Annotated in this window: 22 protein-coding genes, 1 tRNA gene and 1 pseudogene; 11 read left to right on the top strand and 13 right to left on the bottom strand. The window is 72.7% G+C overall.

The genetic code is table 11. The features are described 5' to 3' along the window. The first annotated feature begins 65 nt into the window (after positions 1–65). The 4 genes from B0675_RS41635 to B0675_RS40865 all read left to right on the top strand — a co-directional run bounded on the left by B0675_RS41635 (position 66) and on the right by B0675_RS40865 (position 3,695). A tRNA-Leu gene (locus B0675_RS41635) sits at positions 66–205 on the top strand. Positions 206–613: 408 nt separating this feature from the next. After that, entirely contained in the window at positions 614–2,524 is a 1,911-nt protein-coding gene (locus tag B0675_RS36220; RefSeq protein WP_081223822.1) for an FUSC family protein, read from the top strand. 113 nt (positions 2,525–2,637) lie between these two features. Continuing rightward, the gene (locus tag B0675_RS36215) at positions 2,638–3,324 is read left to right on the top strand and encodes a DUF899 domain-containing protein (protein WP_081223821.1); all 687 of its coding nucleotides are present in this window, start codon (positions 2,638–2,640) and stop codon (positions 3,322–3,324) included. 197 nt (positions 3,325–3,521) lie between these two features. Continuing rightward, complete coding sequence (locus tag B0675_RS40865; RefSeq protein WP_107482918.1) at positions 3,522–3,695, top strand: hypothetical protein; 174 nt, start codon at positions 3,522–3,524, stop codon at positions 3,693–3,695. Between the two features lie 68 nt (positions 3,696–3,763). On the opposite strand, the gene B0675_RS36210 is transcribed toward B0675_RS40865, so the two are convergent. From B0675_RS36210 to B0675_RS40860, 3 genes and pseudogenes are all read right to left on the bottom strand, one after another. Next, entirely contained in the window at positions 3,764–5,575 is a 1,812-nt protein-coding gene (locus B0675_RS36210) for an ABC transporter ATP-binding protein (protein ID WP_241540128.1), read from the bottom strand. Positions 5,576–6,040: 465 nt separating this feature from the next. Next, a complete protein-coding gene (locus tag B0675_RS36205; RefSeq protein WP_081224085.1) occupies positions 6,041–6,448 on the bottom strand; it encodes a hypothetical protein in 408 nt (135 codons plus the stop codon). 470 nt (positions 6,449–6,918) lie between these two features. Further along, a pseudogene (locus B0675_RS40860) lies at positions 6,919–7,404 on the bottom strand (ATP-binding protein); the annotation flags it as partial. Positions 7,405–7,591: 187 nt separating this feature from the next. On the opposite strand from B0675_RS40860, the gene B0675_RS36195 reads away from it, so the two are divergent. Beyond that, complete coding sequence (locus B0675_RS36195; RefSeq protein ID WP_081224084.1) at positions 7,592–8,452, top strand: helix-turn-helix transcriptional regulator; 861 nt, start codon at positions 7,592–7,594, stop codon at positions 8,450–8,452. Then, entirely contained in the window at positions 8,453–8,731 is a 279-nt protein-coding gene (locus tag B0675_RS36190) for a DUF397 domain-containing protein (RefSeq protein WP_081223818.1), read from the top strand. Between the two features lie 142 nt (positions 8,732–8,873). On the opposite strand, the gene B0675_RS36185 is transcribed toward B0675_RS36190, so the two are convergent. Continuing rightward, a complete protein-coding gene (locus B0675_RS36185; protein ID WP_081223817.1) occupies positions 8,874–10,301 on the bottom strand; it encodes a PLP-dependent aminotransferase family protein in 1,428 nt (475 codons plus the stop codon). Between the two features lie 47 nt (positions 10,302–10,348). Between B0675_RS36185 and B0675_RS36180 the strand changes: the two genes are divergently transcribed. Next, on the top strand, positions 10,349–10,906 hold the full coding sequence (locus B0675_RS36180; protein WP_081224083.1) for a carboxymuconolactone decarboxylase family protein: 558 nt from the start codon (positions 10,349–10,351) through the stop codon (positions 10,904–10,906). 79 nt (positions 10,907–10,985) lie between these two features. On the opposite strand, the gene B0675_RS36175 is transcribed toward B0675_RS36180, so the two are convergent. From B0675_RS36175 to B0675_RS36165, 3 genes are all read right to left on the bottom strand, one after another. Continuing rightward, positions 10,986–12,479, bottom strand: coding sequence for a glutamate synthase subunit beta (locus tag B0675_RS36175; RefSeq protein ID WP_081224082.1), 1,494 nt, complete (start codon positions 12,477–12,479; stop codon positions 10,986–10,988). A 180-nt stretch (positions 12,480–12,659) separates the two neighbouring features. Next, on the bottom strand, positions 12,660–13,139 hold the full coding sequence (locus tag B0675_RS36170) for an anthrone oxygenase family protein (RefSeq protein WP_081223816.1): 480 nt from the start codon (positions 13,137–13,139) through the stop codon (positions 12,660–12,662). Between the two features lie 341 nt (positions 13,140–13,480). Further along, positions 13,481–14,197 carry a DUF2293 domain-containing protein gene (locus B0675_RS36165; RefSeq protein WP_081223815.1) on the bottom strand — a complete coding sequence of 239 codons (717 nt, stop codon included), beginning with the start codon at positions 14,195–14,197 and terminating at the stop codon, positions 13,481–13,483. A gap of 105 nt (positions 14,198–14,302) precedes the next feature. On the opposite strand from B0675_RS36165, the gene B0675_RS36160 reads away from it, so the two are divergent. Both B0675_RS36160 and B0675_RS36155 read left to right on the top strand, forming a co-directional pair. Next, positions 14,303–14,944, top strand: a complete 642-nt coding sequence (locus B0675_RS36160; RefSeq protein ID WP_179165504.1) for a uridine kinase — start codon at positions 14,303–14,305, stop codon at positions 14,942–14,944. 181 nt (positions 14,945–15,125) lie between these two features. Next, positions 15,126–15,554 (top strand): CBS domain-containing protein, encoded by a 429-nt coding sequence (locus B0675_RS36155; protein WP_081223814.1) that lies wholly within the window; start codon positions 15,126–15,128, stop codon positions 15,552–15,554. Positions 15,555–15,632: 78 nt separating this feature from the next. Here the strand turns inward: B0675_RS36155 and B0675_RS36150 are convergent, their stop codons facing one another. Further along, positions 15,633–16,760, bottom strand: coding sequence for a magnesium and cobalt transport protein CorA (locus B0675_RS36150; protein WP_081223813.1), 1,128 nt, complete (start codon positions 16,758–16,760; stop codon positions 15,633–15,635). Between the two features lie 183 nt (positions 16,761–16,943). Between B0675_RS36150 and B0675_RS36145 the strand changes: the two genes are divergently transcribed. Further along, on the top strand, positions 16,944–17,738 hold the full coding sequence (locus tag B0675_RS36145) for a methyltransferase domain-containing protein (protein ID WP_081224080.1): 795 nt from the start codon (positions 16,944–16,946) through the stop codon (positions 17,736–17,738). 137 nt (positions 17,739–17,875) lie between these two features. On the opposite strand, the gene B0675_RS36140 is transcribed toward B0675_RS36145, so the two are convergent. From B0675_RS36140 to B0675_RS41630, 4 genes are all read right to left on the bottom strand, one after another. Continuing rightward, a complete protein-coding gene (locus B0675_RS36140) occupies positions 17,876–18,766 on the bottom strand; it encodes a sugar kinase (RefSeq protein WP_241540127.1) in 891 nt (296 codons plus the stop codon). Positions 18,767–18,855: 89 nt separating this feature from the next. Next, positions 18,856–19,761 carry a pseudouridine-5'-phosphate glycosidase gene (locus B0675_RS36135; protein WP_081223811.1) on the bottom strand — a complete coding sequence of 302 codons (906 nt, stop codon included), beginning with the start codon at positions 19,759–19,761 and terminating at the stop codon, positions 18,856–18,858. A 189-nt stretch (positions 19,762–19,950) separates the two neighbouring features. Then, a complete protein-coding gene (fdhA, locus tag B0675_RS36130) occupies positions 19,951–21,183 on the bottom strand; it encodes a formaldehyde dehydrogenase, glutathione-independent (protein ID WP_081223810.1) in 1,233 nt (410 codons plus the stop codon). 66 nt (positions 21,184–21,249) lie between these two features. Continuing rightward, the gene (locus tag B0675_RS41630) at positions 21,250–21,399 is read right to left on the bottom strand and encodes a hypothetical protein (protein WP_179165503.1); all 150 of its coding nucleotides are present in this window, start codon (positions 21,397–21,399) and stop codon (positions 21,250–21,252) included. Between B0675_RS41630 and B0675_RS36125 the strand changes: the two genes are divergently transcribed. Beyond that, entirely contained in the window at positions 21,398–21,760 is a 363-nt protein-coding gene (locus B0675_RS36125) for a cupin domain-containing protein (RefSeq protein WP_081223809.1), read from the top strand. The genes B0675_RS41630 and B0675_RS36125 overlap by 2 nt on opposite strands. A 61-nt stretch (positions 21,761–21,821) precedes the next feature. On the opposite strand, the gene B0675_RS36120 is transcribed toward B0675_RS36125, so the two are convergent. Further along, positions 21,822–22,376, bottom strand: coding sequence for a methylated-DNA--[protein]-cysteine S-methyltransferase (locus B0675_RS36120; RefSeq protein WP_081223808.1), 555 nt, complete (start codon positions 22,374–22,376; stop codon positions 21,822–21,824). Between the last annotated feature and the right edge of the window lie 6 nt (positions 22,377–22,382).

Genomic DNA, 22,382 nt, shown 5'->3' with positions numbered 1-22,382 from the left:
CACGGTTCCAGTGGAGGTTCGAGTCCTCCCCGCGGCACCAGCGGCACTCCACCGAGTGCCCACGAGCCGCGGTAGCCCAATCGGCAGAGGCAGACCGTGATCAATCTCAGACTCTTGCTCCAGACTCAGCATTCGCCGCCGATCGCCGGATCGACCGGGCCCGGGCCCCAGACGTCGAAATGCTGGTTCAAGTCCAGCCCGCGCAGCTCGATGCGTGGTGGTCCAAAGGCAGGACGCGGCGACATAACGACTGACCCGGGTCCTCAAGCGTGCCGGCGTGCGACATGGTGGCACTTCCAGGGTCCGGGGGCCGGCTACGCCCTCGGACCCGCTCCTCCTCCTTGCTCCTTCCTCCCTCCTCCTCCTCCTGCTCTTCGAGGACACCTGCCGGCCCTCGGAGCGTCTCCGCGGGTCGCCTCCTCGCTCCCGGCGCACCGCCCGTACCGGCCGCGTCCAGGCCGATCGCATTCCTGAGGAATCCGGCCCTCCCGTGAACCGTCACACGGAGGACACGTACGCGATCACCTTCCACCGGCGACGCGCAGTACCGTGGACAGCGCACCAGCCCGGCCGACGTCGCCCGCAGGCACCCGCCTCGTCCGACAGGAGCCCCGTGCGCCCCAGCCGCGTCGCCGTACCGCTCTGGCTCGCCCACACCCTGCGCGCACAGCGCGGACCCGTGCCCTGGAGCGCGGTCCTGCGCGGCGCGCTGGCCGCAGGACCGCTGCTGCTCGCGGCCGTCCTGAGCGGCCGTACCTCCCTCGGAGTCGTCGCCGCCCTCGGCGCCATGTTCGCCGGGATCAACGACCGGCCGGGCAGCCGGCGCGTCGCCGTCGAACGGCTCGGCGTCCCCGCCCTCGCCGGAGCCGCCGGGCTCCTCGTCGGCTCGTACACCGGACAGCACACCGGCGCCGTCACCCTCACCCTCGTCCTCACCGCGCTCGGCCTGCTCGCCGGAGCCGTCAGCGCGATCGGACCCGTCGCCTCCGGAGCCGGGACCCAGCTCCTCGTGGCCTCGGCCATCGGCGCCGGCATGCCGCTCCCCGAACCGGGATGGCAGCGCGCGCTCCTCTACCTCGGCGGCGCGGCCTGGCTCCTCGGCCTGCGCCTCGCCCTGCCGACGACCGCCGTGAACGCGGGCGACTACCGCTTCGACGGCGAGCGGCACGCCGTCGCGAGCGTGTACGACGCCGTCGCCCGGCTGCTGCTCGCGGCCGGGAGACCGGACGCACCACGGGCCCGTGTCGCGCTGACCGCCGCCCTCGACCAGGCCCAGGACGCCCTCACCGGACCCCGGCTGCGGCGGTACGCGAGCTCCGCCGCCGAACGGCGACTGCACGCGCAGTACGCCGCCGCACTGCCCCTCGCCGAAGCCGCCACCGCCCTCGCCTGGGCGGACGAACCCCTGCCCGAACGGGCCGCGGAAGGACCCCGGCGGCTCGCCGGCGCCGTCCGCACCGGAACCCCCACCGGGCCGCTGCCCGCGCCCGCCGTCCCCGGCAGAAGCTCCCGCCCGCGGCACGACACCGCCGTCGCCCCCGCGCTGCGCGCCCTCCACGACGCCCTGCTGCACGCCGCCGACACCTTCGACCGGGGCTCCGGTGCCGCCCTGCACGCCCGGCACCGCACCGCCGTCTCCCACCTGCGCACCGCTCTCGGCTCCGGCGGACGCGAGTACGGGCTCCGCGTCGCCCTCGGCTTCGGGGCCGCCGTCGGGGTCGCCCAGGCGCTGCACCACGCCCGCTGGTACGGCAACCACCCGCACTGGTACTGGCTCCCCGCGACCGCCGTCTTCCTCGTCAAGCCGGACCTCGGACCGCTCGCCTCCCGCGTGCTGTGCCGCGCGGCGGGCACCGTGCTCGGCGCGGTCGCCTTCGCCGGCCTCGCGGCCCTGCTGCCCCGTCCCGAGGGGCTCGTCGCCCTCGTCGCGCTCAGCGGCGCCCTCATCCCCGTCGCCACCCGGCACTTCGCCGCCCAGACCGCCGTCGTCACCGTCCTGGTCCTCGCCCTCGTCATGGTCGGCGGGGAACCCCAGGCCTCCTGGAACCGCCTCGGCGAGACCCTGCTGGCCTGCGCGATCGTGCTGCTGGTCGGGCACCTGCCGGCCCTCGGGCAGCGCGGTGGCACCGTACGGGCCCGGCTCACCCGGGCCACCCAGGCGGCCGACGACTACCTCGCCCACGTCCTGGACGACGGAACGGCCGACGACCGCACCGGCCGCTGGGTGCTGCGCCGTGAGGCCTACCGAGCCCTGGCTGAGGCCCGGGCCGCCATCGAACTGGCCGCCGCCGAACTCCCCGCCCTGGCACGGCACTCCGCGGGCACGGACGATGTCGCCGCCACTCTGGAACGCCTCGTCGACACCGCCACCGCGTGTGCCGTGCAGCTCGACGACACCGGCCGGCTCGCACCCCACCACGTCGAGCGCGTCACCCAGCTCCTCGGCGAACTGGCCGAGCACCGCGAGCGCGTGGGCCTGCGGCCCGCCCCCGCGCGGCCGGCACCGGTGACCGCCGGCCGCTGACCTGTCCGGAGAACGGCCTCGCGGAACCACGGAAAGAAATCCACGGAACGCCGATGAGTTCCGTTCCTCCCGTCGGTCACCACAGAGCAGGCACCGTTCCGTTGGAGGGGCACATGACGCTTCCGGAGATCGTCTCGCGCGAGGAGTGGCGCGCCGCACGCGAGGAACTGCTGGTCAGAGAGAAGGCGGCCACACGCGCCCGGGACGCGCTGAACGCGGCGCGGCGCGGCCTGCCGATGGTCGAGATCGACAAGGAGTACGTCTTCGAGAGCGGCGACGGCAAGGCGACCCTGCTCGACCTCTTCCGCGGACGGGACCAACTCGTCGTCCAGCACTTCATGTTCGCGCCCGACTGGGACGCCGGCTGCCGCAGCTGCTCGGGATTCCTCGACCAGATCGGCCACCTCGCCCACCTGCGGGCCCGCGGCACCGAGTTCGCCGTCGTGTCCCGGGCGCCGTACACGAAGATCCTCCCGTTCAAGGCCCGAATGGGCTGGACGGTGCCCTGGTACTCGTCGTACGACAGCGACTTCAACTACGACTTCCAGGTGTCGTTCGGCGGCGACCAGCCCTTCGAGCGGCCGGGGGTGAGCTGCTTCCTGCGGGACCGGGACCATGTCTTCCACACGTACTCCACGTACGAGCGCGGCCTCGACGGGCTCGGCTCGACGACCTCCCTCCTCGACCTCACCGCGCTGGGGCGTCGGGAGGAGTGGGAGGAGCCCCGGGGGCGTGCGTCCGCGCTGGGGGCGCCCGCAGGGAGTGAACGCATCCGGTATCACGACGAGTACGACGACTGATATCACCGGCTCCGCCCGGTGGACGAGGCGCCTCCACCCCGCTGAGCTGGGACTTTCGCCCATCCGGTGCTGTGTCGCAGGCCACATCGGGCTCCGTGACCCGGTGTCGGCTTCGTCTCAGTACTGTCACTTCCCGAGTCGTTCACCCCCTGGCAGGCGTTTAACTCTTGAAGAGCAGCGCGACATGGAGGTACAGGGTGAACGGGCGAATGGTGCTGGAGCGCTTTCCGGCCGGCGGACCGCGCGGGTCGTGGCCCGCGGAGGAGTTCGCGCAGGCGCGCCGCAAGGAGGGCCAGACCGTCGAGGTCGTCATGGACCTCTCCTCCGACACGTTTCTCGTCGTCGTCGGCGGGAGCGACCTGGGCGAGTGAGGCGGGACCGACGTGAGGGACGTGAGCGGGACGCCGGGCGCGCGCCGTACCGGCCGGGACCGTGACGGTCAACCGCGCTCGGGGGCGGGCAGCTTCACCGTGAACTGGTCGGCCTGCAGCGCGTACAGCTCCGCGTAGACCCCGCCCGCGGCGAGCAGCTCGTCCGGGGTCCCGGACTCCACGAGCCGGCCCTGGTCCAGGACGTGCACGAGATCGGCATGGCGTACGGACGCCAGCCGGTGCGTGATGAGGACGACCGTCTGGCCGGTCCCCGCCAGGGCCCTGATCTTCTCGAACACCTCCAGCTCGGCCCGCGCGTCGAGCGCCGCCGTCGGCTCGTCCACGATCAGGATGCGGCCGCGCCGGTACGCGGCCCGGGCGATACCGAGCCGCTGCCACTGCCCGCCCGACAGTTCGTGCCCGCCGCTGAACCCGCGGGCCAGCAGGGTGTCCAGGCCCCGCGGCAGATCCGCGACCACGTCCTCGGCGCCCGCCTCCGCCACCGACGACGCGAGCCGCTCGTCCGTCAGCGGAGCCGACGCACGCCCCACCGCCACGTTGACGCGTGCCGTGAACGGCCACCGCTTGAAGTCCTGCGCCACCATCGCGATGCGCTCCGCGAGCTGCCGCCGGTCCGCCGTCGCCGCGTCGACGCCGTCCCACAGGATCCGGCCGCCGTCCGGCTCGTACAGCCCCGCCAGCAGCTTCACCAGAGTCGTCTTGCCCGAACCGTTCTCCCCGACGAGGGCCACGATCCTGCCGAGCGGCAGACTCAGCGTGACGTCCGCGAGCGCCGGCCTGCTCGCCTCGCCGGGATAGCTGAAGGTGACGTTCTCGAAGCGGATCTCGCTCGGATCGTCGGGCAGCGGATCGCCGCCCGTGGGGATGGCCCGTTCCGCAGCCTCGACATGCAGTCGCTGCAGATCGCCCACGAACAGAGCCTCCTCGTGCAGGGAGTTGATCTCCAGGACGAGGGTGTCGAGGCTGGCCGAGCCCGTACGGATCGCGATCACGGCGGTCCCTGCGACGGAGAGCGCCATCGCCCCGGCGAGCAGCAGACCGCCGAGCGTGGCGTACGTCCCCACCGTCGCGAGCCCGGTCCAGGCGGCCGCGACCAGCCCCGTGCGGGCCGAGAGCCGGGCGAGCCGCGTCTGTTCCGCCTCCGCCGTCTCCGCCATCTCGTGGAAGTGCCGCAGCAGGAACGGCCCGACGTCGTGCACCCGGATCTCCGGCGCCGCCGCGGGCTCCGTCAGCAGATTGCCGATCAGATGTCCGGCACGGGCGTGCTGCACCCACGTGTGGAACGACGCGTAGCGGCGGCGGGCGATGGTCAGCGCGCTCCACGCGCTCGGCAGCGTCATCGTCACGAGCAGCGGCAGCAGGGCGGGATGCAGCACGGTGAGGACACCGGCCGCCGCGCTCAGCGACATCAGCGCGTTGACCACCCGGGTGGCCACGCCGATCATGCGGCGGGCGGACTGGGCGCCGAACTGCGCGGTGTCCAGCAGCTTGTGGAAGGCGTCGTCCTCGATCGCCGACAGCTCGACCGCAGCCGCCCGTTCCAGATACAGCTCGGTCGCCACCCGCTCGACCTTCGGCTCCAGCCGGCCGGTGGCGTACGTGGAGGCGGCCCGCAACAGCGTGCCGACCAGCATCACGAGCGCCATCGTGACCAGCGCGGGGACCGCTCCCCGCAGCCGCTCGTCGACCGGACCGCCCGCCGTCAGCCGCCCCAGCACGCTGTTGACGGCGAGCAGACCGACGGCCTGGACGGCGCCCCGCGCCAGCTCGGCCGTCACCACCACCCGGGCCGCGCGCGGATCCGCCGTCCAGGCGAGGCGGAAACTGGACGCGAGCAGCGACGGCAGCCGCGCCACCATCGCCCGCAGGTTCAACTCGAGGAAGCCGTGCTCGTGTTGGATCCGCCCCAGGTCGTAGCGGAGCGGCCCGCCGAAGAGCAGGCGCTCGGACGCGGACGACGGCGTTTCCTCGGCGGCGCGTTTCCGCCTCCTCGCCGACCGCCTTCTCCGCGTGCCGCGCTGCGATGCGGGATTCTCCACCAGTGGCCTCCCGGGGCTGCGGGCCCGGCCCCTCCCGGGCAGGCCCGCACGGACCCTTCCCAGGGAACGCGCCGCTCCATCCGCGCGGCGGGTGGCGTTCGGCTGCGGTCGGCGCACTCCGGGCGCACCCGTGACACCGGGGGCCGGTCCCCGCGAGCCCCCGGGCCGCAGGGCGGACGGATGGACCGACGCACGGACGGGCTCACGGAGATGGACCGACGGACGCGTGGACCGAGGGTGGCGTGGACCCTACGACCGGGCGGCTTGCGGTCTTCTGCGGCGTGGTCAGGCGCTGATCGGGCGCGACCAGACGGGTGTCGTCCCCGTCACCCGGCACACGGCCAGATACAGAGGGATCGGCGGCGTGTACGGAAGCGTGCCGTCCGGTTTGTGGATGAGCCCGGGAATCTGCGGGGCGTCGGGCACGACGGCCCCCGTGGCGTAGTGGGCGGGCGCGGGCCATTCCAGGGCGACGTCGGAGTCGGAAGGAACGATCCACCACCAGTGCGCCGGGTCCGCGTAGACACAGCCCACGCGCGGCAGCCGTGGCAGCAGCAGCGGTCCGAGGCGGGCCGGCACCGACACCGCGTCACAACCCAGCGGCACCGTCATGCCCTCGGGGACCGGGAGACGTCTCGACGGCCCGGGCACGCGTTGCCCGCGCTTCATCCGGACCAGCGTGTCCAGGCTCATCGCCTGCGTCACGAGTCCCGCCGTCGACGTACGCCTCACAGACTCCTCCGATCCCGATCCCGATCCCGATCCAGGTCCTGATTCCGGCGGCCGTGGGCGGAGGGGTCCCGGGGAACCCCCACGGTTCCTGTCCTCCAGGACCCCTCCGCCTCCTCCGCCCCGGTCCCCCGACCGTCGTTCGGCGGCTTCTTCGCACTCCAGCCCAGATCGGCCCGCGGGCGGGTGTCCGCGTCGGGCGAGCCGTCCTCCGGACGCGTGTGGTCCGGGCGCGTACGGCCCGGAAACGCCTCGTCCGGCCGGGCGTGGTCCGGCTCCGCGCCGGCCTCTCGCGTGTCGTGGTGCCCGGTGTGCGGTACCGGAGCGGAACCGGTCTCGAAAGCGGCTTCGAGCCGGTCCAGGTCGTCCAGGCTGACGTGGTGGGCCGCCTCCGGCACCGCCTCCACGCCGCCCTCGGCGTTTTTGTGGGCCCGGTCTGCCGAGCGCGCGAGCTCCGCCCACACCAGCAGGCCGGGCCCGGTGTCCTGGGCCCCCCAGGCCCTGGACACTGCCGCGACGAGAAGCAATCCCCTCCCGTGCTCCTCGTCCGGCTGGTTCGACGAGGGGCGCGGTTCACCCGGCGCGCATCCCTCGTCACACACGGCTATACGCACCAGGTCGTCGGTGTCGTGCAGCTCGCACACGACGCGCTGCCCGGCGGCGTGCACGATCGCGTTGGTGACCAGCTCGGAGACCACCAGGGCCGCCGTGTCGCAGGTGTCCTCGCACACCGACCAGCCGGACAGGCGCGACCGGGTCAGGCGTCTCGCCCGGGCCACGGAGCCGGGGTGTGCGGCCAGCTCGAAGCGGAACCGCCGTTCGGCGGCCGCGCCGGGGCGATGCCCTCGGGCGGCACGGAGACCGAACCGGTCTTCGGCGGTGTCTGTTCCTAACGGCGCGGACGGAATCACGCTTGCCACTATCGCCCCGCCGTGAACACTTGGCAAGTGTCACTCTGAAAAATGCAGAGTGCTGTATGACGCCGTGGAGGCGCGTGGCACACTGCTCGCAACAGCATCCCGAGCGGCGCCAGTTGGGATCGTCGAGGAAGACGAGGAAGAACCCGATCGGCGCCGCCCGGGCTGTCCGGATTCAGTGGAGGTGGACGTGAGCGAACCGCGGTCCGCGCCGACGGTCGGCCAGGTCGTCCTCGGTCGGCGACTGCTGGACCTGCGGGAACGCGCGGGTCTCAAGCGTGAGGAGGCCGCACGCATCCTGCGTGTCGCCCCGGCCACGGTCCGCCGGATGGAGATGGCGGAGGTCTCCCTCAAAATTCCGTACCTCCAGCTGCTGCTGAAGTCGTACGGGGTCAGCGACGAGGAGGCGGAGGCCTTCGTCCAACTGGCGGAGGACGCCAACAAGCCCGGCTGGTGGCAGCGGTTCCACGACATCCTGCCGGACTGGTTCTCCATGCACGTCAGCCTGGAGGGCGCGGCGGCCCTCCTGCGGTCCTACGAACCGCACTTCGTGCCGGGCCTGATGCAGACCGAGGACTACGCCCGCGGCGTCATGAAGGCGGGTGCCATCGGGCAGACCCGCCCCGAGGACATCGAGCGCCATGTGGCCCTGCGCATGCAGCGCCAGGACCTCCTCGTCCGGGAGGACGCCCCCCGGATCTGGGCCGTGATGGACGAGACGGCGCTGCTCCGCCCCATCGGTGGCCCCGAGGTCATGCGGGCGCAGATCGACAAGCTGCTGGAGGTCACGGAGCTGCCCAACGTGACGTTGCAGGTGATGCCGTTCTCCAACGGCCCGCATCCCGGCACGTACGGGCCGTTCGTGCTGTTCCGGTTCGCCATGCCGGAACTCCCGGACATGGTCTACAGCGAGTACCTGACCGGCGCCGTCTACCTGGACGCGCGTTCCGAGGTGGCGACCCACCTGGAGGTCATGGACCGCATGGCGGCGCAGGCCGCCACGGCACATCGCACGAAGGAGATCCTCCGGGACCTCCGCAAGGAGCTGTGAATGGAACGCCTCAAGCCGGAACGCCGGCACACGCGGACAGGCCAGTCGCGCATCTACAACGGAATGCCCGCCCGCGAACTGGGCAGCGAGGGCTGGCACAAGCCGTGGAGCGGCGGCAACGGCGGGAACTGCCTGGAGGCGATGAAGCTCGCCGACGGGCGGATCGCCGTGCGTCAGTCGGCGGACCCGGACGGTCCCGCCCTCATCTACACGCCGGGTGAGATGACCGCGTTCATCCAGGGCGCGAAGGCCGGAGAGGCGGACTTCCTGCTCTCCTGAACGACTTGGGTTCTCTTTTCTCCGAACTTCCTGAATGTGATGCCGACATGATCCGTCACCGAGACGCGGACACCTGGAGACTCCGCGACGAACGCAGTCCGTAGCAGCAGGAGCCGCGCGCCCGCCCGTACCGCGGGCGCGCTCACCCCGGCGGCAGCGCGCCGCACAACGCCTCCAGTGCCGCCCCGTACGCGTGGTCCGCGGGGGTCGCGTACCCCACCACCAGCCCGTCCGGCGCGGACGTGACCGCCTCCGGGTGCCGGAAGCCGGCGAGCCCGTCGAGCGCGACTCCCCGCCGTGCCGCCTCCCGCACCGTCGGTGCCTCCGTTCCCGGCGGCAGCCGCAGCACCGCGTGCAGGCCCGCCGCGATTCCCGTGACCGCGACGTGCGGAGCCCGCTCGGCGAGCGCCGCGACGAGCCGGTCGCGCCGCCCCCGGTACCGCTGCCGCATCCGCCGCACATGCCGGTCGTAGGAACCCGAGTCGATGAAGTCGGCGAGGGCCAGCTGTTCCAACGCGCTCGCCCACGCCTCCCGTTCCCCCTTGACGTCCAGTACGGCGTCCACGTACCGCTCCGGCAGGACCATCCAGCCGAGCCGCAGCGCCGACGACAGGCTCTTGCTGACCGAGCCGATGTGGACGACCCGCTCCGCGTCCAGCCCCTGCAGCGCGCCCACCGGCCGGCGGTCGTAGCGGAACTCCCCGTCGTAGTCGTCCTCCAGGATCACCCCGTCCCGCGCCCGTGCCCAGTCGATCACCGCCGCGCGGCGCTCGGCGTGCAACGGTCCTCCCGTCGGGAACTGATGCGCGGGCGTGAGCAGTACCGCCCGCTCCCGGCCCAACGCGCCCACCTGGGCGCCGTCCTCGTCCAGCGGCAGCGGGACGGTCCGCACGGAAGCGGCGGCCAGCAGCTCACGGTGGAACCCGAGGCCGTACGACTCGACGGCCAGCGGACCCCGCAGGACCTGGGGGAGGAGCAGCCGCAGGGCGTGCGCGAACCCCGAGCAGATCACGATCCGTCCGGGCTCCGCACGCACCCCACGCGCGCGTGCCAGGTACTCGGCGAGCGCCTCCCGCAACTCGATCCGTCCTGCCGGATCGCCGGGCCCGAAGGCCTCGTTGGACGCCTGTTGCAGTGCCCGGCGGTAGGACGCCAGCCAGGCGGCACGTGGGAACGACGACACGTCCGGAGTGCCCTGCCGCAGATCGTGCCGGGGTCCCCGCGCACGGGACGCGGCCTTCTCCGGCACGGGCACCGGTGCGTTCCGGCGCCGTCCGCCGGGTGGGGGAGTGACACCGGCGGCCACCCGGGTGCCCGAGCCCTGCCGGGCGGTCAGCCATCCCTCGGCGACGAGTTCGGCGTACGCGTCGGCGACCGTGTTGCGCGCGACCCCGAGGTCCGCGGCGAGCGAGCGGTACGGCGGCAGCCGGGTGTCCGGCGCGAGCCGCCCGCTGCGTACGGCCTCACGCAGCGCACGGGTCAGCGCGGCCCTGCGCCCGCCGGGGCCCGACAGTTCGAGATGCAGGTCGGCGCCGATCCGCTCCGCGGAATTGACCCACGAATCCGTCATGGAAATGCACCCTACCGCCGGTCTTTCCGCCCCGTAGATTCATGGTCATGACGACGAACACGAACACCGCGGCGACGACCGGCACGACCACGACGGGGACCACCACCACGGGGGCCGTCACCCCGGCAGGGACCGGCGGGAGCGCCGGCGGCAGGCCCGGGCGGATCGACTTCGCCAAGGCCGCGCCGAAGGTCTTCCGCGCCCTCGTCGGCTTCGACGTGGCGGCCCGGGAGGGCCTCGACCCGGCGCTCGTCGAGCTGATCCAGATCCGTGCCTCGCACCTCAACCACTGCGCGTACTGCCTCCACATGCACACCAACGACGCCCGCAAGGCCGGGGAGAGCGAGGACCGGCTGCACATGGTCGCCGTGTGGCGCGAGGCCCGTCACTTCTTCACGCCGAAGGAGCAGGCCGCGCTCGCCCTGACGGAGGCCGTGACGCGTGTCGCCGACGCGGGCGTGCCCGACGACGTCTACGCCGAGGCCGCCGCCCAGTTCGACGACGCCGAACTCGGCCACGTCCTCGCCCTGATCCTCACCATCAACACCTGGAACCGGGTCGCCCTGTCGACGGCCAAGGTGGCCGGAACCGACGAACGCCGCTGAGGCGCGGCGCGGTCGTGGTGATGGCCGTGGCCGTGCGCCGACGCCGTGGCCGCACACCGAAAGGCCGCGAGTCCGCCGCTCACGCGGTCATCGGGCGGTCGTACGGGCCGATCGGGGCCGGCAGGCGCAGGCGGTCCGAACCACTCAGCACACGGTCCACGGCCGCGGCGACCGCCCTGCCCTCGGCGATCGCCCACACGACGAGGGACTGACCGCGTGCCGCGTCCCCGGCGGCGTACACACCCGGGACGTTCGTGGCGAAGTCGGGACCCCGCGCGATCGTGCCGCGCGGCTCGAGTGCGAGGCCCAACTGGTCGATCAGGCCGTCGTGCCGGTCGGGTCCGGAGAAACCGAGCGCGAGCAGGACGAGGTCGGCGGGCAGCACCCGGTCGGAACCGGGGACCGGCCGGCGCCCCGCATCGACCTCGACGAGGTGCAGCGACCGCACCCGGCCGCTCTCGTCCCCGGTGAAGCGGAGCGTGGACGCCGCGAAGAGCCGCGCGTCCGCGTGTGCGGCGGGCGCCGTCCCCAGTGCGCCGGCCTCCTCGTGCGCGCCGGACAGCCGGTAGATCTTCGGATACGTCGGCCACGGCTCGACGTCCTCGTCGCGCGCGACCTCCGGCTGCGCGTAGATGTCGAGCTGGGTCACCGAGGCCGCCCCCTCACGCACCGCCGTCCCCAGACAGTCCGCCCCGGTGTCTCCGCCCCCCACGATCACCACGTGCCGGCCCGCCGCCGACAGCGGGGAGACCGCCAGATCCCCCTCGCACACCCGGTCGGCCAGCGGCAGATACTCCATCGCCTGATGGATGCCCGACAACTCCCGCCCCGGTACGCCCAGATCACGCCAGGCGGTGGCACCCGTCGCCAGAATCACGGCGTCGTAGCGGGACACGAGGTCCCGCGCCCCGAGATCGGTGCCGATGACGGTCGACGTCCGGAACTTGGTCCCCTCCGCCCGCATCTGGGCCAGCCTCCGGTTCAGCTGCCGCTTCTCCATCTTGAACGCGGGGATCCCGTACCGCAGCAGCCCGCCGACCCGGTCCGATCCCTCGTACACGGCGACGGTGTGCCCGGCCCGCGTGAGCTGCTGCGCCGCGGCGAGGCCGGTGGGCCCCGAACCGACGATCGCCACGGTCCTGCCCGAGAGCCGGTCCGGTGGCCGCGGCGGGGTGAGCCCGTCCTCCCAGGCACGGTCGGCGATGGCGACCTCGACGTTCTTGATGGTCACCGCGGGCTGGTTGATCGCCAGGACGCAGCCCGCCTCGCACGGCGCGGGGCACAACCGCCCGGTGAACTCAGGGAAGTTGTTCGTGGCGTGCAGACGATCGCTTGCCGCCCGCCAGTCGTCGCGGGAGACGAGGTCGTTCCACTCGGGGATCAGATTGCCCAGCGGGCACGCCTCGTGGCAGAAGGGGACACCGCAGTCCATGCACCGGTCGGCCTGCCGGCTGACGATCGGCAGCAGGGCCCCGGGGACGTACACCTCGTTCCAGTCCCGCACACGCTCTTCCACGGGCCGGCGCGGATACTCCTCGCGTGGTGTGGTCATGAACCCCTTGGGATCGGCCATGGCCGTCTCCGTCACGTACGCGGACCGGTGCGGGACCGCACGACCGCAGGGCGTCATCGGCCACGGAAACGGGCGGCACTCCTTTCCCACCACGGTACGTCGCCTCCGCAGACCCCGCCGCCCCACTCGGGCGCGGGGACATCGGACGCTGCCGTGGGGACGGGACCGCGACGGGCCGGTTCAGGTGAGGGCGAGGGCGTAGGCCACCGCCGCGGCCGCCGAGGTGATCGTGCGTATGTGGTTCCACATCGTCCACTCGCGCACGTACGTGGGCCACAGCGCTGTCGCCTCGGGCGTCCCGGGGTCCAGCTTCATCAGCGCCTCGTTGCGCGGGACGTTCGCCGCGATCGTCACCCCGAACGAGCCGAACAGGTAGAGCGCGCTGCCGAGCAGCAGCTCAACCGTCGCCCCGCCCGGCCACACCACGAACGTCACCACGGCGAGCACCGCGCACAGCACCGCCGTTCCGACGAACACGAACATGAACGGAGGCCGCACCGCCGCGACGTTGATCGCCTGCATCGCGGCGACCCCCTGCGCAGGAGGCAGCTGGGCGAGGGCCCGCATCACGAACGTGGAGAACCCGCAGAACACCCCCGCCACGAGTCCGCAGCCGAGCACCCCCAGCAGCGTCAGCACGAAATACGGTCCGTCGATCATGTCCACTCCCCGTCACCCGTCGCCCGTCACTCGTCGAATCCCAGCCGCCGGCCGCCAGTCGGCGGTCACCGGTTGCCGGTCACCGCCTGTACGGTCACGTCACCGCCGCGCCCGCGTCGACGCCGCGCCACCGGTCCGGCGCGCCCGGCGCGCCGCCGAACAACCGTCGAGACGGCCGAGGTCGAGCCAGTGATCCTGCACAGCGTGGGCCCACATCACAAGTGAAATCCGCCCGGACGACCACGACCATGGCCGAGTCCCGCGCACCCATGCGCGAGCCTCCAGCACCTCCGCGCCACGCCCCACACACCGCGCTGTCCGAGCCCTCACTCCGCCCCTTCTCACACCCCCGCCGGCTCCTCGCCGCGCCACTCCCGAAGCCTCGCCTCCACGACGGAGGCGATCCGGCGACGCGCCTCGTACCGCGGCACCCCGTTCATCAGCAGCTCGTCGTAAGGGGTCTCCGTGTGCCGGACGGCCGCGCGGACAGCCGCTGTCACCGCCGCCTCGGACAGCGCACGGCCGGCCGAGCTGCGCCCGACCCGCCCGCTTCCCCGCACCGAGGCGTGCGCGGCGATCGCGTAGGCACGGTCGGCGGGACAGTCCGGGAACAACCTGGCTGTCTCCCGTGCGAACGCGTCCGTGAACCGCACGTCCTCCGCCTGCCGGCGTCGCGCTTCCCGGGCCCGGCGACGCCGTCGCGCCTCGGCGTCCGCCAGATACCGCTGCTCGGCTCGGGCGAGCGCCTCCTCCTCGACCAGCAGGCCCTGCCGCTCGTACCGCCCCCGCCGCCGGTGGAACCGCACCACCACGGCACTCAGACCGCTGCCTTCCCGCGATCTGCGGGTCAGCGCGGTGTCCCCCCGCGGCAGGAACACCAGGTGACCGAGATCCGCGCAGTCCAGGCAGCGCGGCGCGCCCTCCTCCAGGACCAGCAGCGCGAGCGGGCCGCTCCGGCACTCGGCACAGTGCCGCTTTCCGAGCGGCTGGACGACAAGCAGGGCACTGGCGGGAAGCGCACTGCTGCTCCGGTGCGGGGGAGTGGCGAACCGTGCCATGTGGGGATCCTTTCCCGCCCCCGACCGCCGTCCACGCGGCGGATCAGACGGTTCAGGTGGCCGGGGCGGCTCCTCCCGTCCGTCCTCCCCGGCGGCCGATGCATCATGGGCTCTGTGCGACTCGAAGCGATCACCTGGGAACGGCTCGGCGACCTCCTCGCCGACCGGCTGCTCGACCTGAAACCGGCCGACGGCGGTCCCTGGCCCCGCGTCGCCTTCGACGGAGCCCCGGCCGCCCTCCCCGGTGACCTCGCCCAACGGGTCTCCGAGGCGTTGCGCGTCCGCGGTCGTCCGTCGCTCGTCGTCGGCGCCGAGGGCTTCCTGCGGCCGGGCTCGCTCCGGTTCGAGTACGGGCACCAGGACGTCGACGCCTACTACGACGGCTGGTTCGACACCCGCGCCCTGTGGCGCGAGGTCTTCGGTCCCCTCGAAGCCGGGGGCGACGGCCGGGTCCTGCCCGACCTCTGGGACCCTGCCACCGACCGCGCGACCCGCAGCGCGTACGTCCAACTCCCGCCCGGTGGAATCCTGTTGCTGCACGGCCCCCTCCTCCTGCGCCACTGGTTCCCGTTCGACCTCAGCGTGCACGTCCTCCTCTCCCCGGGAGCCCTCCGCCGCCGTACCCCCGAGACGGAGCACTGGACCCTGCCCGCCTTCGCGCGGTACGAGGACGAGGTGGATCCGGCCGGCACGGTCGACGTCCTGGTCCGTGCCGACGATCCCCGTCACCCGGCGTGGAACGGCTGACCCGGCCGGGGCACGAACCGCCGGGCGGAGCCCGCCGCACCGGCCCCACCGCCGCGGCCCGCACAGCTGAGGCGAGCCGATCTCCAGGTGCGCAGCCCCTGAAGCGCGGCGAGAATATAGGGCGCCGGGACTAGCGGTGTGTTCGGCGCCGCGCCGGCCGTCCGGCACCGGGAGGTACTCCATGACCACCGCCGGAGACATCATGCACCGTGGTGCCCAGTGGATCCCCGCTCACGAGACCCTGGACCGCGCCGCCCAGCTCATGCGCGAGCTGAACGTGGGGGCGCTGCCCATCAGCGACGAGAACGAACGCCTCTGCGGCATCCTCACGGACCGCGACATCGTCGTCGGCTGTGTGGCCATGGGCCACGACCCGGCCCGGGTGACCGCGGGCGACATGGCCCACGGCACGCCCCGCTGGATCGAGTCCGACGCCGACGTCGGCGAAGTGCTCACGGAGATGAAGGGCAATCAGATCCGGCGGCTTCCCGTGATCGAGAACAAGCGGCTCGTCGGCATGATCAGCGAGGCCGACCTCGCCCAGCATCTCAGCGACGAACAACTGGCCGCGTGGGTGGAGAGCGTCTACGCGAGGAGTGCGACGGGCTGAGCCGTCCCCGCGTACGTCCGTCCTCCGCGGCGCGCACTCTCGTCCGGCCGGCCGTGCCGGGCGAGAGGTGTGTCAGTGTCAGAGCCAGCCGTTGCGCCGGAAGCCCCGGTAGAGGACGAGACAGGCGACGGATATGACGCCGATGACGATGGGATAGCCGAACCTCCAGTGCAGCTCGGGCATGTTGTCGAAGTTCATGCCGTACACCCCGCAGACCATCGTGGGCACGGCGATGACCGCGGCCCACGCCGTGATCTTCCGCATGTCCTCGTTCTGTGCGACCGTCACCTGTGCCAGGTGGGCCTGCAGGATCGAGTTGAGCAGTTCGTCGAAGGCGGCTATCTGTTCGGTGGCCCGCAGCAGATGGTCCGAGACGTCCCGGAAGTACGCCTGTATCTCCGGGTCGACCACGCGGATCGGCCGGGTCGCCAGCTCCTGGACCGGGCGGGCGAGCGGCACCGCGGCCCGCTTCAGTTCGAGCAGTTCACGCTTGAGCTGGTAGATACGGCCCGCGTCCGTGCGGGCGCCGTTCTCGGCGAACACGTCGGCCTCGACCTGGTCGATGTCCGCCTGGACGGAGTCGGTGACGCTCACGTAGTCGTCGACGACGTGGTCCGCTATCGCGTGCAGGACGGCGGCCGGCCCCTTCGACAACTGCGCCGGATCCGACTCCAGTTCCTCCCGCAGCGGGCCCAGTGAGCCGTGCCGGCCGTGGCGCACGGTGATGACGAAGTCCGGCCCGACGAACACCATGATCTCGCCGGTGTCGACCACCTCGCTGGTCGCCGTCAGCTCGGTGTGCTCCACGTAGCAGACTGTTTTGAACACGGCGAACAGCGTGTCGCCGTACCGCTCCAGCTTCGGACGCTGATGGGCCTCCACCGCGTCCTCGACGGCCAGCGGGTGCAGGTCGAAGAGTTCGGCGATGCCCGCGAACTCCTGCTCCGTCGGCTCGTGCAGTCCGAGCCAGACGAATCCCTCGTCCCGCTTGCGGATCCGCTCCAGGGTGTCGACCAGGTCCCGCCCCTCCGGAACCCGGGCGCCTCCCTGGTAGGCCACGCAGTTCACCACCGCGGAGCCCAGCGGTGACCGGGCGTGGTGACTCAGGTCGACACGGGGCCGCCGCCGCGTCAGCCGTGCCACCTTGCGGAGGCCGCCGACGGCACTCAGCGCCGTCACCCTCCGCAAATTCCCTGCCATGGACATGGGATCTCCTCGTGGAACTCCTCGGGCCGCGATCTGCGCCTGGCGAGCCAGTCTGCCAGTCCCGCTCCGCCACCGGAAAAGGCTGTGGGAATGGAGGATTCCGTTCCGCCGTGCGGGGTGGCCGACCCCTCCGCCCGGCGGGATGGACGGCCCGACAAGCCGGTCAACTGGGAGGATCCCCCCATGACGCGAACCGACGGGTATCTCCTCGACAACCAGCAGGACGAGGCGGGACAGCGCTTCCAGGCCTTCGCCACCCTCTTCGACCCCACGACGTTCCGGCACATGGAGCGCTTCGGCATCGGATCCGGCTGGCGCTGCTGGGAGGTCGGGGCGGGCGGCACGTCCGTGGTGTCCTGGCTCGCCAAGAAGGTCGGGCCCACCGGCAAGGTCGTCGCGACCGACATCGACACCTCGTGGGCAGCCTCGGCGGCCCGTCCCCCGGTCCAGGTCCGCGTCCACGACGTGGGCACCGAGGAGCCGCCCGGCGAAGGTTTCGACCTCGTGCACGCCCGGCTCGTACTGGTCCATGTGCCGGACCGGGAGCGGGCGTTGCGGTCGATGATCAAGGCCCTGCGGCCCGGTGGCCGACTCCTCGTCGAGGACGCCGATCCGGCGCTCCAGCCCCTCCTCTGCCCCGACGAGCACGGCCCCGAGCAGCAGCTCGCGAACCGGCTGCGCCAGGGGTTCCGCAAGCTCCTCGCCGACCGCGGCGCCGACCTCTCCTACGGCCGCAAACTCCCGCGCCTGCTCCGTGAGGCCGGGCTGCGCGGCGTCGAGGCCGACGCGTACTTCCCCGTCACCTCTCCAGCCTGCACCGTCCTGGAAGCGGCGACGGTGCGTCAGATCCGCGACCAGCTCGTCACGGCGGGCCTCGCGACCGAGGACGAGATCGACCAGCACCTGGCGAACGTCGCCGCCGGCTCCATGGACCTGGCGACGGCACCCATGATCTCGGCCTGGGGGCGCAAGGGCTGAACGGCCGCCGGCGCCGGGCAGTGACCGCCGCGGTGGTCCGTCCCGGTGGCGCCGTGCCGCGACAGCGGTGACGACCCGCCCCGCCGGGAGGCGATCCCCGGGGCCGCCTTGTCGTCCGAGGCGCCGACGGCCGCCTGTCAACAGTGCGCCGGTGGCCTCCCTCCGACCCGTTCCACCGCCTTCGCTCCCGCCGCGCATCCGGCGACCGCGGCGGCCTCCGGCGCGGTTCCCGCGAGCAGTGCGGCGAGGAACGCGCCGGTGAAGGCGTCACCCGCGCCCGTCGTGTCCCGGGGCGTCACCGACCGTGCCGGGACACGTGCCCGGACGGTCCCGGACCGGGCCACCAGGGCACCGGCACCGCCCTGCTTGACGACGACCAGGGGGAACTGACGGCTCAACTTGGCCGCCGCGTCCGCCGGATCGGGCAGCCCCGTCAGCAGACAGGCCTCGTCCCGGCTGGGCAGCAGCACGTCCGCCCCCGCCGCCAGTTCCAGGAAGCGGTCCACACCCGACGCGGTGAGGAAGCCGGCCGACGCGGGGTCGACGCTCACCGGCACGCCGGCCGAGCGGGCCGACTCCAGCACCACCGACACCAGCGCCCTGCTCGGCTCGGAGAAGAACAGATATCCCGACAGATGCAGCCGCCCGACCCCGGTGAGCAGTGCCGGCGACCAGTCCTGCGGAGCGAGCCGCAGCGACGCCCCGCTGTCCGTGAGGAACGTACGCTCCGCCGACGCGCCGGAGTCCACGAGACAGACGACCGTCCCCGTCGGCGCCTCCGGGTCCGTGACCAGGAGCGGCCGCACACCGCCTGCCAACAGCTCACGTTCGTGCCACTCCGCCGCGTCGGCACCGACCCGGCCGAGCAGCCGTACGTCCGCACAGCCCTCGAACGCGGCCCAGCACGCGACATTGGCGCCCGCGCCGCCCGGCACGGTGCGGATGGCGGCGACCGTGTCCGTGCCGGACGCGAGCGGTCCGCGATGCTGCGCCACGACATCGGTGACCACGTCCCCGACGACGAGCAGGGCGCCGCCATCGGGGCGCGAACCCTGGCCGGGGTCCGCGCTGTCCCCACTCGCCGGAGGGCGTTCGTGAGCGTCCCGGCCCGCGCCGCTCACGCGCTCGCCCAGGCCGCCGCGATCCGTCCCGCGAGGCGGACGTTGCCCCGCACCGCCGCCAGATTGGCGCTGAGTGAGGCGCCGTCGGTGTGCCGGACCAGATAGCCGAGCAGGAACGGCGTCACCGCCTGCCCGGTGATCCCCTCCTCCTCGCACGCCAGCAACGCGTCGGCGAGCACACGCGCGTGCAGCGACGGATCGAGCTGCTCCTCCCGCGGAACGGGGTTCGCCACGATCAGCGCCGACTCGGGGGAGTCCAACGCGTCCTGGGCGCGCATCACCTCCGCCACCTGCTCGGGGGAGTCCAGTGTCCAGTCGACGGGGTGTCCCGAGTCGGACAGGTAGAAGCCCGGGAACCGGTCCGTGCCGTACCCGGCGACCGCCACGCCCAGCGTCTCCAGACGTTGAAGCGTCGCCGGCACGTCCAGGATCGACTTGACGCCCGCGCACACCACCGTGATGCGGGTGCGCGCCAGCAGCCCCAGATCGGCGGACTCGTCCTGGGTCACCGTCCATTCACGGTGCACACCGCCGAGCCCGCCCGTCGCGAACACCCGTACCCCGGCGCGCGCCGCGAGCAGGGCCGTGGCGGACACCGTCGTCGCCCCGCTCGCCCCCGAGGCCACGGCGAGCGGCAGATCGCGGTGGCCCAGCTTGCGGATGCCGTCCTCGTTCGCGACCCGCTCCACCTGCTCCTTGTCCAGGCCGACATGGGGCCGGCCGTCGAGCACGGCGATCGTCGCGGGTACGGCACCCTGCTCCCGGACGACCTCCTCCAGGTCGAGGGCGACCTGCAGATTGCGCGGACGGGGCAGCCCGTGCGCGATGATCGTCGACTCCAGGGCCACCACCGGCCGGCGCGCGTCGAGCGCCTCCCGCACCTCTTCGGACACCACGATCACGCGTCTGTCTCCTGTCGGTCGAGGTTCCCCGTCCCTGGATCTCTGGCGGGCGACGCGTCCTCCCAAACCACCAGGACCCGCGGCGTACGACACCTGGCGGACGGCGAGGGCGAACAGGGGCTCCGCCGACGGGAGCAGGACAGGGGAAGGGGTGCTCCCACGCGCGGGAGCACCCCTTCCCCTACGGGATCAGACGGGCCGTACGCCCGCGAGTGCCCCATGGGGATCGATGACGTACTTGCGGCCGGCGCCCTGGTCGAACTCCGCGTAGCCGCGCGGTGCGTCGTCCAGGCTGATCACGGTCGCGTTGACCGCCTTGGCGATGTGCACGCGCTCGTGCAGGATCGCCTTCATCAGCCCTCGGTGGTACCGCATCACCGGGCACTGTCCCGTGGTGAACCGGTGGCTCTTGGCCCAGCCCAGGCCCAGGCGCACCTTCAGCGTCCCGGTCCGCGCGTCCTGGTCGATCCCTCCCGGGTCGTCCGTCACGTAGAGACCCGGAATGCCGAGGGACCCGCCCGCGCGCGTGACGCCCATCAGCGAGTTGAGGACGGTCGCGGGAGCCTCCTCGGCGTCCCTGCCGTGTCCCCGCGCCTCGAAGCCCACCGCGTCGACCGCCGCGTCGACCTCGGGTTCACCCAGGATCTGCGCGATCTGGTCCTCCACACCGCCCTGCGACACGTCGACGGTCTCGCAGCCGAAACTCCGCGCCTGGGCGAGGCGCTCGGCGTTGAGGTCCCCGACGATGACGACCGCGGCGCCCAGCAACTGCGCCGACGCCGCCGCGGCCAGTCCCACCGGGCCCGCGCCGGCGACGTACACCGTCGAACCCACTCCGGCGCCCGCGGTGACCGCACCGTGGAATCCGGTCGGGAAGATGTCCGACAGCATCGTCAGGTCCAGGAGCTTCTCGAGGGCCTGCTCGCGATCGGGGAACTTCAGCAGATTGAAGTCCGCGTACGGGATCATGGCGTACTCGGCCTGGCCGCCGACCCAGCCGCCCATGTCGACATAGCCGTAGGCCGCGCCGGGCCGCGCCGGGTTGACGTTCAGACAGATGCCGGTGTTGCGCTCCTTGCAGTTGCGGCACCGCCCGCAGGCGATGTTGAACGGCACCGAGACGATGTCGCCGACCTCGATGAACTCGACGTCCGGGCCGCGCTCCACCACCTCTCCGGTGATCTCGTGTCCGAGGACCAGTCCTTCCGGCGCGGTCGTACGGCCGCGCACCATGTGCTGGTCACTGCCGCAGATGTTGCTGGCGAGCACCTTGAGAACGACTCCATGCCGGCACGTGCGGCCGACGTTGTCGGCAGCCACCCCCGGCCCGTCCTGCAGTTCAAGCGTCGGATGGTCGATGGTCCTGACCTCGACCGCACCCGGCTTGAGATACGCGACTGCCCTGTTTCCGCTTCCGCTCATGCCTGTTCGCCGTCCCTTCGGCTTCGTGACGTCGGACGCCAGCGGCTGTGCGCAGGGCGGAGTCTGCTACCGGGCGGGCCTCCCGGCCACCCCGCGCGTCGGGACTTTCTCGAACGGCGGCGCGACCACCCGCGCGAGGAGGGAGACCCTCCCCGGCCCGGCGAGGCGACCCTCCTCGCGCAGACGCGCGGGCGTGCCCTTAGGGTGTGCGCTCATGACCACGAACTCCCAGGCCACCCCGTCCTTCGCCGTCCACATTCCCGACGCCGAACTGGAGACCGAGCCGCTGGACCCGGCCCAGATCGTCTCCGGCGAACCCGTCGTGACGGGCAAGGTGCTGTGGGAGTCCGCCGACGGCAAGCAGCTGCGCGGCATCTGGCAGATCACGCCGGGCGTGGTGACCGACACCGAGGCGAACGAGCTGTTCGTCGTCGTCAGCGGGCGCGCCACCATCGAGGTCGAGGGCGGTGACGTCATCGAGGTGGGACCCGGCGACGCGGCGGTGCTGCGCGAGGGCGACCGCACGACGTGGACCGTCCACGAGACACTCCGCAAGGCGTACCACATCAGCCTCTGAGCACCGGAACCGCGGGGAGGATGACGCCGGCCTCAGCGGGGCGACGGCGGCGACGGCGGCGTCAGAACAGCGGCTCGGGGAGGACCCCCTCCAGGGCCAGCAGCTTCCGCTTGGTCTCCAGGCCGCCCCCGAACCCGCCGATCCCGCCGTCACGCTCGACCACGCGGTGGCAGGGCACCACGACCGGCAGTGGGTTCGAGCCCATCGCCACCCCGACGGCCTGCGCCGCGCCCGGCTGGCCGACCCGGCCGGCCAGGTCGCCGTACCCGACGACGGAACCGAACGGAACGCCCGCGTTCAGCTCGCGCAGCACCTGGCGGTTGAACCCGGAGATCAAGGACCAGTCGAGCGGCAGGTCGAAGTCGCGGCGTGCTCCGGCGAAGTACGCCTCGACCTGGCGTATCGCCTCGGCGAGGAGCGGGGAGTCCGGTGCCTCGACGGGCGCGCTGCCCAGACGGGACGCGAGCCGGTCGAGCGCCTTGTCCCGTACCGCGTCCGAGGCGTGGAAGACGACGTTCACCAGGCCGTCGCGGGTCGCCGCGAGGAGCAGCGGGCCGATGTCCGTGCCGACGACCGCCCAAACGACCTGCTGCCCTTCGGGCCCATGGCTGTTCATGCGCTC

Origin of the sequence: Streptomyces sp. M41(2017) (genome assembly GCF_002078175.1) — a bacterium.
Classification (GTDB): domain Bacteria; phylum Actinomycetota; class Actinomycetes; order Streptomycetales; family Streptomycetaceae; genus Streptomyces.
The sequence above is the reverse complement of the archived record's forward strand: the minus strand, read 5'-3'. Positions and strand labels throughout refer to the sequence as shown.